Annotated in this window: 12 protein-coding genes; 5 read left to right on the top strand and 7 right to left on the bottom strand. The window is 65.7% G+C overall.

Going from position 1 to position 13,659, the window contains the following annotated elements:
• Genes CKW37_RS05230 through CKW37_RS05220 form a run of 3 tightly spaced genes read right to left on the bottom strand, consistent with a single transcriptional unit; the run spans position 1 to position 2,212 of the window.
• On the bottom strand, positions 1-327 hold the full coding sequence (locus tag CKW37_RS05230; RefSeq protein ID WP_095154512.1) for a DUF3325 domain-containing protein: 327 nt from the start codon (positions 325-327) through the stop codon (positions 1-3).
• Positions 327-1,910 carry a PepSY domain-containing protein gene (locus CKW37_RS05225; protein WP_095154509.1) on the bottom strand — a complete coding sequence of 528 codons (1,584 nt, stop codon included), beginning with the start codon at positions 1,908-1,910 and terminating at the stop codon, positions 327-329. Before CKW37_RS05225 ends, CKW37_RS05230 begins: the two co-directional genes overlap by 1 nt.
• Positions 1,907-2,212 carry a DUF3649 domain-containing protein gene (locus tag CKW37_RS05220; protein WP_095154507.1) on the bottom strand — a complete coding sequence of 102 codons (306 nt, stop codon included), beginning with the start codon at positions 2,210-2,212 and terminating at the stop codon, positions 1,907-1,909. The genes CKW37_RS05225 and CKW37_RS05220 overlap by 4 nt, the downstream gene beginning before the upstream one ends.
• Positions 2,213-2,408: 196 nt before the next feature.
• Between CKW37_RS05220 and CKW37_RS05215 the strand changes: the two genes are divergently transcribed.
• From CKW37_RS05215 to CKW37_RS05195, 5 genes are all read left to right on the top strand, one after another.
• Positions 2,409-2,912, top strand: coding sequence for a sigma-70 family RNA polymerase sigma factor (locus CKW37_RS05215; protein ID WP_095154505.1), 504 nt, complete (start codon positions 2,409-2,411; stop codon positions 2,910-2,912).
• Positions 2,909-3,844 carry a FecR domain-containing protein gene (locus CKW37_RS05210; RefSeq protein ID WP_095154503.1) on the top strand — a complete coding sequence of 312 codons (936 nt, stop codon included), beginning with the start codon at positions 2,909-2,911 and terminating at the stop codon, positions 3,842-3,844. Before CKW37_RS05215 ends, CKW37_RS05210 begins: the two co-directional genes overlap by 4 nt.
• 126 nt (positions 3,845-3,970) lie before the next feature.
• Positions 3,971-6,295, top strand: coding sequence for a TonB-dependent Fe(3+) dicitrate receptor FecA (gene fecA, locus CKW37_RS05205; RefSeq protein ID WP_095154501.1), 2,325 nt, complete (start codon positions 3,971-3,973; stop codon positions 6,293-6,295).
• 236 nt (positions 6,296-6,531) lie between these two features.
• Positions 6,532-6,936, top strand: a complete 405-nt coding sequence (locus CKW37_RS05200; RefSeq protein WP_095154499.1) for an HPF/RaiA family ribosome-associated protein — start codon at positions 6,532-6,534, stop codon at positions 6,934-6,936.
• A gap of 164 nt (positions 6,937-7,100) precedes the next feature.
• On the top strand, positions 7,101-7,415 hold the full coding sequence (locus CKW37_RS05195; RefSeq protein ID WP_095154968.1) for a DUF3509 domain-containing protein: 315 nt from the start codon (positions 7,101-7,103) through the stop codon (positions 7,413-7,415).
• Here CKW37_RS05195 and hutH read toward each other — a convergent pair.
• From hutH to CKW37_RS05175, 4 genes are all read right to left on the bottom strand, one after another.
• Complete coding sequence (hutH, locus tag CKW37_RS05190) at positions 7,412-8,878, bottom strand: histidine ammonia-lyase (RefSeq protein WP_095154497.1); 1,467 nt, start codon at positions 8,876-8,878, stop codon at positions 7,412-7,414. The two genes, CKW37_RS05195 and hutH, sit on opposite strands and share 4 nt — an antisense overlap.
• A complete protein-coding gene (locus CKW37_RS05185) occupies positions 8,875-9,885 on the bottom strand; it encodes an ornithine cyclodeaminase family protein (RefSeq protein ID WP_095154495.1) in 1,011 nt (336 codons plus the stop codon). Before CKW37_RS05185 ends, hutH begins: the two co-directional genes overlap by 4 nt.
• A gap of 4 nt (positions 9,886-9,889) precedes the next feature.
• Positions 9,890-10,894 (bottom strand): ABC transporter substrate-binding protein, encoded by a 1,005-nt coding sequence (locus CKW37_RS05180; RefSeq protein ID WP_095154493.1) that lies wholly within the window; start codon positions 10,892-10,894, stop codon positions 9,890-9,892.
• A gap of 117 nt (positions 10,895-11,011) precedes the next feature.
• Positions 11,012-13,597, bottom strand: coding sequence for a TonB-dependent receptor (locus tag CKW37_RS05175; protein WP_256587694.1), 2,586 nt, complete (start codon positions 13,595-13,597; stop codon positions 11,012-11,014).
• Between the last annotated feature and the right edge of the window lie 62 nt (positions 13,598-13,659).

Below are 13,659 nucleotides of genomic sequence, written 5' to 3'. Positions count from 1 at the left end.
TCAGATCAGTCCCAATGCGGAAAACGGCGCCAGCAACAGGCTCGCCGCCGCCAGCCCCAGCAGCCAGCGCGGCCGGTACGGCAAGGCGAAGACCCACAGGCACAGGCCGGCCATCAGCGCGCCGGACAATTCGACCAGGCCCATGGCCCAGCCGCTGTGATGCACCGCGGCGGCCAGGGCCAAGGCCATCAACAGCCAGCCGGCGACACGCAGCCCCTTGAGCTGGCGCGGGGTTGGCTTGCGTCCGAGCAGGTCGCTGAAATGCTTTTCCATGGCCAGGCACAAGGCGGCGGAACCGGCGAAGGCAAACAGCGCAATGGCCAGCATCAGTTCACCTCCGCTTCACGGACGGCCACTGGCGCGGCCTTCGCCGCTTTCGGCGCGCGCTTTGGCGCCTGCACCGGCGGGCGCAGCATCTTGCTGGCGGTCCAGGCGAAGAACAGGCCGCAGCCCAGGGCCGTCAGGTCGAAGCCGGCCATGCCCCAGTCGCCGGCGGCAAGCGAGTGATTGAGTCCGGCGTCGGTGGTCAGGCCGTTGAGCAGCGGCAGCCCGCCCCAGGCCAGCGCCGCCAGCGCCAGTTGTTCGCCCCAGGCTTTGCGGCCAGGTCGCAGCAGCGCATGCAGCAAGCCCAGCAGCCAGACACCGAAGAACGCGTTGACCTCCCAGCCGGAGCGTCCTTCCAGCGCCACCGGCAACAGGCGGTTGGCCCAGAAGAACCCGGCAATCCCGAGGATCAGCCCACTCATGCTGGCGATGTTCAGCACTTCCACCAGCCGCAGTTCGAACGGCTGGGTGCCGCTCTTCGCATGCTTGAGCTGGCGCTTGCCCAGCCACATCACCAGCCCGGTGCCGATCACCGCCGTGCCGGCCAGACCGAAGAAGAAGTACAGCCAGCGCAGCAGCGGCCCGGCGAACTCGCCCATGTGCAGGCCGTAGAAACCGCCGGCGATCAGCACTGGCGCCGGCTCGGGCATCTGGCTGTAGCTCAGGGAGCCGTCGGCGCCATCGAACACCCAGCCGGCGCCACGCTGGCGGACAATCCGTTGGCCCGTTTCAGGAATGAAGCGCACCTGGGCATTGCGATCCCCCGGCTGCTGCACCTCGACCCAGCCGATGTGGCTGCCCGGCGCGGCCTCGCCGACCTTGTGGTACAGCGCCGGCAGCGACTGCAACGGTGCCGGCTGATTGGCCCGTTCGACATTGCGCTGAGGCCCGAACACCTCGTTGAAGAACGCCCGGGTGTCGTTGCCGTAGCTGGCGAGGATGCTCGCCGGCATGACCATGGACATGAAGATCACCAGGCTGCTGTAGCTGATCATCAGGTGGAACGGCAGCACCAGCACGCCGATCGCGTTGTGCCCGTCGAGCCAGGAACGCTGGCCCTTGCCGGGGCGGAAGGTGAAGAACTCCTTGAAGATTTTCTTGTGGGTGATGATCCCGGTCACCAGCCCCACCAGCATCATCAGCGCGGCGAAGGTGGACAGCCAGCGGCCCCACGGGTACGGCATCTCCAACTGGAAATGGAAGCGGTAGAAGAACTGGCCGCCCAGGCTGTCACGCGGGGTGATTTCGGCGCCGCTGGCAGGATCAAGGGTCTTTTCGGTGAAATCGCGCCGACCGGCGCCGGGCGCACGCCAACCCACCGTCAGCGCCGGCTCGCGGGCGTTCGGCAACTGGATGAACCAACTGCCGGCATCGGCGGCGTTGCGTTGCAGGTAATCCTGGGCCATCGCCAGGCTGGCGGCGCCATCGAGCGGGCGCACCGGGATTTCCGGCTGGCTCCAGTGGGTGATCTCGGACTTGAAGTAAGACATCGTGCCCGTCAGGAAAATCGCGAACAACAGCCAGCCGAAAATCAGCCCGGCCCAGGTGTGCAGCCAGGCCATGGCCTGGCGAAAGCCCTCTTTCATGCGTTGGTCACCCACCACGTCAGTCCGTTGATCACCCCCAGCAGCGCACTCGGCGCCAGCACGCCGAACCAGGCCAGCCACGCGCTGCGCGCAGCAAAGACCCAGATGAACGCCCCCAGGTAGAACAGGAACGACAGCATCATCCCGCTGAGCACCGCTTCGGCCCGGGGAATCGGCAGCAGCAGGCTGAAGCAGACGCTGGCCATCGCCGCCAAAAGGTAGCCACCGAGCAGCGCCGCGAGGCAGCGAGACGCCACGGCCATGCGGTAACTCAACGGCAGCCCGACGGCTTTGCTTTTCATCAGGGAGATTCCAGGGCGGAAAAGGCCGCCAATATAAATGATAAGGATTCTCACACGCAAAACTGTCTGACCGACGCCCTCGCCGAATGATTCCTGCAGACCGCCAGTCAACGTCCGATTGCCGAATTCCGGCTTTCACTCATACAATGCGAACAATTCTTATTCTGTTGCGCATCCTGGCGCCGGAGTGTCCACGGTGCCCAGTGCTCCTACCGCCCCGCCCTCATCGGTCGAAGGTCTTTACCACGATCACCACCACTGGCTGACCGGCTGGTTGCGGCGCCGCCTCGGCTGCCCGGACAGCGCCGCCGACCTGGCGCAGGACACCTTCATGCGCCTGCTCCAGGCCCGCGAAGCCCCGGCGCCGAACGAGCCGCGGGCGTTCCTCACCACCGTGGCCAAGCGCGTGTTGTTCAACCACTACCGCCGCCAGGAACTGGAACGCGCCTACCTGCTGGCGCTGGCGCAGCTACCCGAGGACGTTGCGCCTTCGGAAGAGCACCGGGCGATCATCTTCGATACCCTGCTGGAACTGGACCGCCTGCTCGACGGCCTGCCGGCGCAGGTCAAGCGAGCCTTCCTGCTGGCCCAGGTCGACGGCCTGACCTACAACGAAATCGCCGCGCAACTGGGTATTTCCCTGGCGACGGTCAAACGCCACCTGAACAAGGCCGCCCTGCGCTGCTACTTCGCCCTGTGAACACACCGAATCCCGCGTTTTCCCATCAAGTGGCCGAGCAGGCCGTGCACTGGCTGATCGAACTCCAGGGCGGCACGCTGGATCACCGTCAGCAACTGGCCATGGAGCGCTGGTTGCAGGCCAGCGAAGAACACCGCCGGGCCTGGGCGCATATCCAGCGGGTCAACCAGCGCCTGGGCGGGCTGTCCTCGCCGCTGGCCCATGCCACCTTGCAGGCGCCCGCCTCGGCCGGCCGCCGTCGTGCGCTGAAAATGCTGTTGTTGCTGGGCGCCGGCAGCGCCGTCGGGTTCGGCCTGCACGCCAACCACAACCTGACGCCGCTGCTGGCCGACTACCGCAGCCCGCTGGGCCAGCGCCGGCAAATGCGCCTGGACGACGGCAGCCAACTGCACCTGAACACCGCCAGCGCCGCCGATGTGCGCTTCGACGCCGAGCAGCGCCTGATTCACCTGCTCGAAGGCGAGTTGCTGCTCACCGTGACCAATGACAGTCGCCCGTTGCGGGTACAGACGGACGACGGCCTGCTGGACCTTTCCGCCGGGCGTTTCAACGTTCGCCAGTGGTCGCGGCACAGCAGCGTGGCGGTGTTTCAGGGCAGCGCCGGCCTCGATGGTGCCTTGCTGGAAAGTGGCCGCCAGGCCCGCTTCGACGCCAGCGGCTGGAGCGCCAGACGCGCCTTGGACGCCAACAGCGGCGCCTGGGTCGACGGCATGCTGGTGGCCGCGCACATGCCGCTGGGCGAATTCCTCGACGAACTGGGCCGCTACCGTCGCGGGCAGCTCAATTGCGATCCGAAGGTCGCGGGGTTGCTGGTGTCGGGGAGTTATCCACTGGCGGACAGCGAGCGGATTCTTGATCTGCTGGAAGTGGCGTTGCCGGTGCGGGTGAAGCGGTTTACGCGGTATTGGGTGACGGTGGAAGGCCGCGCCTGATGGGCGTTTTCAAACCACCAATCCACTGCGCTGTGAATTATTTTCAAAACCCGTGAGCCGTTTTTCCCACCTCGCGTGACAGAGAAGACAGAACCCTTCTGCCCCTGACTTCTCAAGGATCCCGAAATGCCCTTGCGCCCAAGCCCGCTTGCTCTCGCCCTGCTGCTGACCTTCAGCGCCATCGCCCCGGTCCACGCCGCCGATGCCCCGGCGCGCACGTACCACATCGCGCCGATGCCGCTGGAAAACGCCCTGAACCAGTTCGGCCGGGAAAGCGGCGTGCTGATTTCCTTCGGCTCTGAAGTCACCCAGGGCCTGCAAAGCCAGGGCCTGAGCGGCGAATTCAACGCCGAACAGGCCCTCGCCGCGCTGCTCCACGGCACCGGCCTGTACGCCCGCGCCGAGGGCGACAACGCCTTCAGCCTGCAACCGGCGAGCAGCGCCGCCAGTGCGCCGGTCGAGCTGGGCGCTTCCAGCGTGGTGGGCGACTGGCTCGGCGACGCGGCGCAGGACAACGTCTTCGAGCACGCCGGTGCCCGTGACGTGATCCGCCGCGAAGAATTCGAACGCACCGGCGCCAGCAGCGCGCGGGAAGTGCTCAACCGTATCCCGGGGGTCAACGCGCCGGAAAACAACGGCACCGGCAGCCACGACATGGCACTGAACTTCGGCATCCGCGGCCTCAACCCGCGCCTGGCGTCGCGCTCCACGGTGCTGATGGACGGCATTCCGGTGCCCTTCGCGCCCTATGGCCAGCCGCAACTGTCCTTCGCCCCGATCAGCCTGGGCAACATGGACGCGGTGGATGTGGTGCGCGGCGGCGGCGCGGTGCGCTACGGGCCGCAGAACGTCGGCGGCATCGTCAACTTCGTGACCCGGGCGATCCCGGACGAACCGACCGTCAAGGCCGGCCTGCAGACCCAGACCAGCCCGTCGTCCAGCCACGACGGCTTCAAGAGCAGCGCCAACCTGCTCGCCGGCGGCACCGCCGACAACGGCCTCGGCGGCGCCCTGCTCTACTCCGGCACCCGTGGCGGCGACTGGCGCGAGCACAGCGACACACAGATCGACGACCTGATCCTCAAAGGCAAATTCCAGATCGACGACGCCAACAGCCTGCACGCCATGGCCCAGTACTACGAGGGCGAAGCCGAGATGCCCGGCGGCCTGAGCACGGCCGCGTACGACGCCGATCCGTACCAGTCGACCCGCCTGCAGGACGAGTTCTGGGGCCGTCGCACGATGTTCAACGCCGGCTACGACTACAAGGAAGGCGAGCGCCAGTTCAGCGTCAACAGCTTCTTCACCAAGACCCTGCGCAGCGGCTACCTGCGCCAGGGCAACTCGATTTCGCTGTCGCCGCGCGAGTACTGGGTGCGCGGCATCGAGACCCGCTTCACCCAAGGCTTCGCGCTGGGCGACAGCCACCACGAAGTCGGCCTCGGCTACCGCTACGTCAACGAGGCCGGCCACGAACTGCGCTTCATGGAAGCGGTGAGCGCCAATCGCCTGCCGTCCACTGCCAGCCTCAACGACCGCGACACCCGCGGCGCCACCGAAGCCCATGCGCTGTTCCTCGATGACCGCATCGACATCGGCCAGTGGACCATTACGCCGGGTATCCGCTACGAGATGATCGATTCGCGGCAGAACAACAACCTCACCGGCAAGGACTACCAGGGCAGCTACAACACCGCCCTGCCAGCGCTGAACGTGATGTATCACCTGAGTGAAAGCTGGAACCTCTACGCCAACACCGAAGGCTCGTTCGGCAGCGTGCAGTACAGCCAGATGCCGAACCGCGTGAACCAGGGTGAAGTGAAGCCGGAGAAGGCGCGTACCTGGGAAGTCGGCACTCGCTACGATAACGGCAACTTGCAGGTAGAAGCCGGCCTGTTCCTCATCAACTTCGACAATCAGTACGAGAGCAACCAGACCAACGACAGCGTCATCGCCCGCGGCGAAACCCGTCACCAGGGTCTGGAAACCAGCGTGAAATACGCGCTCGACGGACTGACCCCGGCGCTGGCCGGTTTCGATGTGTACGCCAGCTATGCGTTCGTCGACGCCACCATCCGCGAAGACGGCGCCAACAAGGGCAACCGCGTGCCGTTCTCGTCGCGGCACAAGGGCACGCTGGGCGTGGGTTACAGCGAAGGGCCGTGGAAGTTGAACCTGGACAGCACCTGGCAGAGCGACCAGTTCGCCGACAACGCCAACACCTCGGCAGAAAGCGCCGACGGCAGCACCGGACGCATCCCCGGCTACATGCTGTTCAGCAGCCGCGCGGCGTATGACTTCGGCCCGCAACTGTCGAACCTGAACGTGGCGGTGGGCGTGAAGAACATCTTCAATCGTGAGTACTTCACGCGCTCGTTCGACGACAACAACAAGGGCAAGTATGTGGGTGAGCCGCGCACGGTTTACCTGCAAACGTCCGTGGCATTCTGAAGCCCCTGGGGGCCGCGTTGCGGCCCTTCCTGGGCAAGAGTGAAATGCCCCCATGCAACTTATCTACCGGATCCTAACCCTATTCCCCAACCCACTTGAAACAAAATATTTTTATTTTTTAGGGGGTTGAAATGTTCGTCCAAGTGCCTGACCTTGTAGTCAAGAGGCAATGATTCCCACAGAGCGCAAAGCTCCTGGTCAGTCTCTTGCGAGCTAGCTGAATAAGGATTGGAACCATGCAAATCCAGGTCTACAGCGACAACCATATTCAAGGCAATATCCGGCTGAACGAGTGGGTTCGCAGCACGGTGGAAAGCACGCTCGAACGTTACGAAGAGGACCTCACCCGAATTGAAGTCCACATGCGCGATGAAAACGGCGACAAGCCCGGCCCGCATGACAAACGCTGCCAGATGGAGGCACGCCCAAAAGGCCATCAACCGATTTCCGTGTCCCACAAAGCCGAATCGCTGGAGAAGGCTGTCGCGGGCGCCGCAGACAAATTGAACCACGCGCTGGAACACCATTACGGCAAGCAGCGCAGCAAACGCGCAGTCACCCAGCAGGAAAGCAGTGCCAATGATGCCGATGGGCTGCTGCAGGAAGAATTCCTGGAAAACGAACAGGCTCGCCTGAGCTGATAATCACGCGGTAACGCGGACGGTAGAGAAAGCCCCTGGCCTTGCGGCCCGGGGCTTTTTTTATGCACCGGCACCCCACCGTCCGGCCCGACCCTTGCAACCTGATCTGAACTACCCGCCTCGAGGCCAGTCAATCGATGCACGTCATTTGTCAGGTGAGCACCATGCACAATCCCTTTCAGCAGATCAGCGCCGCCTTTTCGGCGCAGTACCGGGTCAACCTGAGTATCGAGCGGCTGGACGGCAGCATCATGCTGACGCTGTCCAACGAAACTGGCGGAGTGGTCGCCAAACGCCTGATCAGCCCGGCCCAGCGCAACGACCCGCAGCGCCTGGATCGACTGATCGACAGCGTGCGTTTCGGCATCGCCATCGAGCAGGGCCACAGCGCCATGGACATCCTCGCGGCCATGACCGAAGAAGGTGCACGCCACAGTCGGCGTGACAATCGCTGGGGCACCAGCGCCACCCGGCATTAATCGGGCGACCACCATTCGTCGCCTGCCACCTCCACCGCCCGGTCTTCATCGACGAACGGCACCCGACAGCGGACCTGTTCGTACACCCGGCGCACGCCTTCGCCCAAACGAATCTCGCCGCGCAGGTCCACCGCCTGCGCCGCAATCACCGCTTCGATGCGGGTCAGCCATTCCAGCCGTTGCAGCAGCGCGCGGGTCTTTTCGACTACCGCAAGCGCCTGCCCGGCATAATCCTCCACGCGGTCAGCCACCGGCACGCTGATCGCCGGAATCGGGTTGGCCAGATGGCTGATCTCCGCCACCAATGCCGCCGCCGTGCGCTGCAACGCCGCCAGCCCGACGCGCCCCGGACGCGGGCTGAGCGAACGCGGCAGTTCACTGGACGACGGCGACAACAGCTTGGCCATGCGCTCGGCACTCGCCACCGCCACCCGGCTTAACGCCAGTCCCAGCCCTTCAAAGGCCAAGGCCAGGTGCGTGCTGTCGAAGTTGGCGGTCACCAGCACCTGCCGGGTTTCGTCCACCAGCGCCGGATTGTCCGCGCCGCTGGCCAGCTCGATTTCCAGCACTTCGCGGGCATACGCCCAGGCGTGCCGGGCGGCGCCGAGGACGATGGTCGAACAGCGGAAACTCAACGGGTCCTGCAAGCGTCGTGCGTGCGACGGGTCGTTCAAGTCGCTGCCCGCCAGCAATCCGAGCAAATCGGCCGCCGCCTCGACCTGCCCAGGCGCCGGACGCAGACCAGCGGCCCGGGGCTGAAACGGCGCGAGGCTGGCGCGGTAACCTTCGCAAGACAACGCCAGCGCCGCCAGTTGCCGCGCCAGCACACGCTCTGCCTCGATCACCAGCAAGGCGCCAAGGCCGATGCTCGCCGCATTGGCCGAGACCAGCGCCAGACCGTCCTTGTCCCGCGGCACGATCGGACTGAGCCCAGCCCGGCGCAGGGCCTCATCCGCCGTCAGTCGCTCTCCGCGGTGTTCGACCCAGCCCTGCCCCTGCAACGCCAGGGTCAGATGGGCCAATGGCGCCAGATCACTTTCGCCCAGGGAACCGAGCAAAGGCACTTCGGGATGGATGCCATGGTTGAGCAGGTCGAGCAGGCGCTCGGCGCTGGCCAAGGAAATGCCGGAACGGCCCTGGACCAACCCGGCCAGACGGGCGCAGATGATCGCCCGCACCTCGCGCCGCTGGGCCAGGCGCCCGACACCCACCGCCCGGCCTGCGGCGATGCGTTGCTGGAACGCCACATCGTCCAGCGCCTGCGCCTGATCCACCGCCGCACCAAGCCCGGTGGTCACGCCGTAGATCGGCTCACCGGCAGCGATCAGCTCACGCAACAGGCGATGCCCGGCCTCGATGCGGCCACGCGCCGAGCTGCTCAGTTGCAGCGGGACGTCATCGTCCACCAGCGCCAGCAACTGAGATAACGCGAGGCCATCACCCCCCAGTTCCAGCGCGCTCATGCAAAGCGCAGCCGCTGGCCGATACCCAGCCGACGGGCCTTTTCCAGCAGCGCATGGCCGAGGGCGATATCGCTCAGGCTCAGGCCGCGGTGCCAGAACAGGATGGTTTCGTGCGGGTGCTCGCGACCGGGTTTCAGTCCGGCGACGATCTGCCCGAGCTCGGCATGCAAGGTCTGCTCGCTGAGCTTGCCGGCCTCGACATGGGCCCGCAGCGAACCGAACTGGCCGCCCTTGCACTGGCCCCAATCGTCCACCACCAGCTTGTCCATGATGTCGGTCAGCGACAGTTCCACCGCGCTCATGGTGCCATAGGGCACGACAAAGGCGCCGGGCTTGATCCACTCCGTGCGCAGCAGCGGTTCGGGCCCTTGCAGGCGCGAGGCTTCGACCACGATGTCGGCGCCGCGCACGGCGCTTTCCCAGTCTTCGGTGACGATCACCGGCTTGCCCAGGTCGCGGCGCAGGCGCTCGGCGAAGGCTTCGCGGCTCTCGACCCGGCGCGAGTGCACGCGGATTTCGTCGAAGTCGAACAGGTGATCCAGCAGCCGCACATTCCAGTACGCCGTGCCACGCGCGCCGATGTGCGCCAGCACCTTGCTGCGCGGATTGGCCAGGTGCCGGGCGCCGATGGCGGTCAGCGCGCCGGTGCGCATGTCGGTGATCGCCGAGGCGTCGAGGATCGCCTGGGGCACGCCGGTGGCCGGGTCCAGCAGGTTGAGGATGGCCAGCTCCGAGGGCAGCCCTTGCTGGTAGTTGTCGACGAAATCGCCCACCACCTTGACCCCGGCACGGCCGATATCACCACCGAACACGCCGCGCAGCACGTTGAAATGACCATTGATGGCGCCGCCCGGAATCAGATGGGTGCGCGGCTCGATCACTGCCGCACCCTGGCCCTGAAGGGCAAGGCCGGCTTCGACGGCGGCGAGGATTTCATCGTTGTTCAGGTTCAGCTCGGCCACGTCGAGGCCGTTAAGGAAGTCGATGTAGATCGGTCGTGTGCTCATGCAATCACAGGCTCCCGCTCACCTTCGCCGCCACATCCGCCGGCAGCCAGGCGCGCCACACTTCCGGGTGATCGCGCAGGAAGGCCTGGGCCACGGCCTTGGGTTGCAGACGCTTTTCCGCCATCTGGCCGAGGGTCTGGTTGAGCAGATCGATGGGCAAATCGACTTTCTCGAAGAACGCCACCAGCTCCGGGTACTGCGTGCGGAACGGCGCGGACACGCCGATCGCCAGGCGCGCCGGCATCGAGCGGGTGCCACGCGGGTTGGGGTTGTTGGCGTCGGACAGGGTCTTCCAGGCCTCGGCGTCGAACGGTGGTTCTTCCAGCTTCACCAGCTTGTAGCGGCCCAGCAGCGGCGTCGGCGACCAGTAGTAGAACAGCACCGGCTTGCCACGCCGGATCGACGCGCCGACCTCGGCATCCAGCGCCGCGCCGGAGCCGGTGCGGAAGTTGACGTAGCTGTCGGTGAGCCCATAGGCCTTGAGTTTCTGGCTGTTGACGATTTCCGAGGTCCAGCCGGTTGGGCTGTTGAGGAAGCGGCCCTTGTCGGGGGATTCCGGGTCCTTGAAGACATGGGCGTAGCGCGGCAGGTCGGCCACCGATTTCAGCTCCGGTGCCAGCGGCGCGAGGCCGCGCTCGGGGTCGCCCTTGATGACGAATTCCGGCACCCACCAGCCTTCGGTGGCGCCCTTGACCGTGTCGCCGAGGCCGAACACCTTGCCTTCGGCTTCGGCCCTGACCCAGGCCGGACTGCGCCCGGCCCATTCTTCGCCAATGACCTGGATATCGTTTTTCGCCAGCGCCGCTTCAAGGCTGACGGTGCTGCCCGGCAGTGTGTCGGTGGTGTAGCCGTAGCCCTTTTCCACCAGAGTGCGGAGGATCTCGGTGATCAGGCTGCCGCTTTCCCAGGTGATGTCGCCAAAGTGGATGGGTTGCGGTTTGTCGGCGGCGTGGGTGAGCAGGGACAGGGTCAGCAGCGAGCCGGCCAGGAGGGTTTTCAGTGGTTTCATGGTGTGCCTCGGTGCACGGAGGGACCGCGCTGCGGCCCTTCGCGAGCAAGCTCGCGCCTACACGGTCGTCCCCTGTAGGCGCGGGCTTGCTCGCGAAGGCTGCAGCGCTGCCTCAGATCAGAAGTCGTAAGTGAGCTTGGTGTAATAGAACGCCCCCTCCGGCGCCGACGGCGCGAGGTAGCTGTACTGCTGCCCCGGCGTCTGGCGCAGGCGGAGGTTGAAGTCGTCCGGTTTGCTGTTGAACAGGTTGTTGGCGCCCACCGAGAGTTTCAGTTGCCTGGTGAACGCGTAGTTCACGTCCAGGTCGGTGTTCCACTGCGCCGAGAAGGTCTGGTCGTACTGGGCGTTGGCCGCCGAGGCCGCGTATTTGCGGTACTCGCCGTAGCGGGTCTCGGACAGGCTCACCGTCCACGGGCCGTAGCGATGCACCGCGCCGAGCACCAGCTTGCTTTCCGGGTAACCGTGTTCAAGGAAGCCACGGGCCTCGCGAGTCAGGATGTCGAAGCCGTAAGGGCTGGCATTGACCGACTCGATGGTGGTCCGCGCCTTGGTGAAGCCGGCCGACAGCGCCAGGCTGCCCAACTGCTTGAGGTCGAGGTTGTACTTGCCGACGATGTCGACACCGCGGGTCCGGGTGTTGGCCGCGTTGGTCATGAACTGCGCCCAGCTGTACTGGCCGTAGCCGGCGGCGGCGAGGATGCGCTCGGCATCCGGCCCGGAGATGCCGCCGCTGTAGAGCAGGCGGTCGCGGATGGTGATCTGGTAGGCGTCGATGGTCAGCGAGGCCTGCTCGCTCGGCCGGAACACCACGCCCAGCGAGTAGTTGGTGGATTTCTCCGGTTTCAATGCCTCGGCGCCCAGCGCCTGGGCAGCCGGGTGGTCCACCGGCAGCATGCGGGTCAGCACCGGGTTGCCGTTGACATCGACGTTGGTGGTGGTGGTCCAGGACGTGCCGATCTGGCCCAGGGTCGGGGCGCGGTAGGCGCTGTTGACCGTGGCGCGCAGGCCCACTTGCGGGGTCAGTTCATAACGCGCCGAGAGCTTGCCGGTGGTGGCCGAGCCGAAGTCCGAGTAGTGCTCGGTACGCCCGGCGATACCCACCTGGAATTTCTCGGTGAGCTGGTTTTCCAGGCCGAAGTACACGCCGCCGACATCACGCTTGTAGACGCCCGCATCATCCGGTGTCAGCCCGGAAGCCTGCACCGCGCCGACCTGCACACCGTCGATGCCGCCGTAGGAATAGGAGTCGTAGTCGCCCGCCTCCAGGGTGTACTCCTCGTGGCGGTAGGCGACGCCGGCGGACACCGTCAGCGGGTTGTCCGACCAGGCCACCGGCAGGTCCTTGGTGTAGTCGATGCCGACGTTGGTCTGTTCGTTGATCAGGGTGGCAACGTCGAACTTGGTCGGGCTGCTGGCGCCGTAGCTCGGGTTGACCGTGTCGAAGGCCAACTCGTCGTGCTTGTCGCGGCCATAGGTGGCGCTGATATCGAGGCGACCGATGACCTCGTCTTCAAAGCGCGAACCCACCGTCAGCGAGGAATCTTCGTAGCGGAAGCGGTACTTCGGGATGGTCCCGTTGGGGTAGATCGACGCGACGTTGTTGGGGTTGGACGCCAGCAACGGCGGCGTGTTGTTGATCGATTTGTCCTGGCCGAAGGTGGCGAAGCTGTACAGCCGCCATTGATCGTTCAGACCGACCTCGGCGTTCGCCGCGAGGTTGTATTTGTCGCGACCGGCACCGCCCCAGCGCGGGTCCTGCAGCTTGCCGTCGGCGACGTATCTGTCACCGATATCGGTGGGTTTGCTGTTGACGCCGTTGAAGCTCAGGGTCAGGAAACCATCGCCCGGCAGGCCTATGCCGTACCAGCCATCGGCGCTCTTGTTGAAGCCGTCGCCCTGGCCGTACTGGCCGACCTGAGTGTTGATCTGCCCACCTGTGTCGCGCTCCTTGAGCACGATATTGACCACCCCGGCCACCGCGTCGGAGCCGTACTGCGCCGAGGCGCCGTCGCGCAGCACTTCGACGTGGTCGATAGCGCTGATCGGGATCATGTCCAGATCCACTGGCTGGGCGCCAATGAACGGCACGCCGCTGGAAATGTTCACCACCGCCGAGGCATGCCGGCGCTTGCCGTTGACCAGCACCAGTGTCTGGTCCGGCGCCAGCCCGCGCAACGAAGCGCCCTTGGGGTTCTGGCCGCGGGTGGCGCTCTGGTTCTGCGGGAAGTTGAACGACGGCAGCAACTGGAACAGCGCCTGGTTCAGGGTGGTGGCACCGGTCTGCACCAGCTCTTCGCTGTTGATCACATCCACCGGGGCGGCGCTGGTCAACGCGGTGGCGTCGCTGCGGCGGGTGCCGAGGGCAACCACCCGGTCCAGGGTCGGCACGCTGGCCGCGGAAGTCTGATTGCGCGCCACCGTGCTGGCGCTGGCGGCGGTGGTCGCCGCGGGTTCGGCGCCGTTGTCCTTGATGATGAACGCGCCGGTCGGGCTGACTTCCAGCTCCAGGCCGGTGCCACGCAGCGCGGCACTGATCGCCTGCTCGGCGGAGAGGTTGCCGTCGACCCGCGCCGAAGAATAACGGCCCAGTTCCGGGGTGAAGGAAATCACCTGGCCGCTCTGCCGGCTGATGCTCAGCAGCACCTCGTCCAGCGGGCCGGGATTGATATGCCAGTTCTGCCGGGCTTCGTCAGCGAACGCCATGCCGCTCAGCAGCAGGCTGAACGCGATGGCACCGGTTGCGGATGTCGTGTTGCGTTGGATCT

It is taken from the genome of Pseudomonas sp. Irchel 3E13 (assembly GCF_900187455.1).
Lineage (GTDB): Bacteria > Pseudomonadota > Gammaproteobacteria > Pseudomonadales > Pseudomonadaceae > Aquipseudomonas.
This window is presented reverse-complemented; position numbering and strand designations above follow the sequence as displayed.

What these genes read in the sequence shown, in the direction of transcription:
- CKW37_RS05180 (WP_095154493.1), bottom strand. Translation starts at nt 10,894, where the DNA reads ATGAAACCACTGAAAACCCTCCTGGCCGGCTCGCTGCTGACCCTGTCC.
- fecA (WP_095154501.1), top strand. Translation starts at nt 3,971, where the DNA reads ATGCCCTTGCGCCCAAGCCCGCTTGCTCTCGCCCTGCTGCTGACCTTC.
- CKW37_RS05195 (WP_095154968.1), top strand. Translation starts at nt 7,101, where the DNA reads ATGCACAATCCCTTTCAGCAGATCAGCGCCGCCTTTTCGGCGCAGTAC.
- CKW37_RS05185 (WP_095154495.1), bottom strand. Translation starts at nt 9,885, where the DNA reads ATGAGCACACGACCGATCTACATCGACTTCCTTAACGGCCTCGACGTG.
- CKW37_RS05200 (WP_095154499.1), top strand. Translation starts at nt 6,532, where the DNA reads ATGCAAATCCAGGTCTACAGCGACAACCATATTCAAGGCAATATCCGG.
- CKW37_RS05230 (WP_095154512.1), bottom strand. Translation starts at nt 327, where the DNA reads ATGCTGGCCATTGCGCTGTTTGCCTTCGCCGGTTCCGCCGCCTTGTGC.
- CKW37_RS05220 (WP_095154507.1), bottom strand. Translation starts at nt 2,212, where the DNA reads ATGAAAAGCAAAGCCGTCGGGCTGCCGTTGAGTTACCGCATGGCCGTG.
- hutH (WP_095154497.1), bottom strand. Translation starts at nt 8,878, where the DNA reads ATGAGCGCGCTGGAACTGGGGGGTGATGGCCTCGCGTTATCTCAGTTG.
- CKW37_RS05225 (WP_095154509.1), bottom strand. Translation starts at nt 1,910, where the DNA reads ATGAAAGAGGGCTTTCGCCAGGCCATGGCCTGGCTGCACACCTGGGCC.
- CKW37_RS05175 (WP_256587694.1), bottom strand. Translation starts at nt 13,597, where the DNA reads ATGGCGTTCGCTGACGAAGCCCGGCAGAACTGGCATATCAATCCCGGC.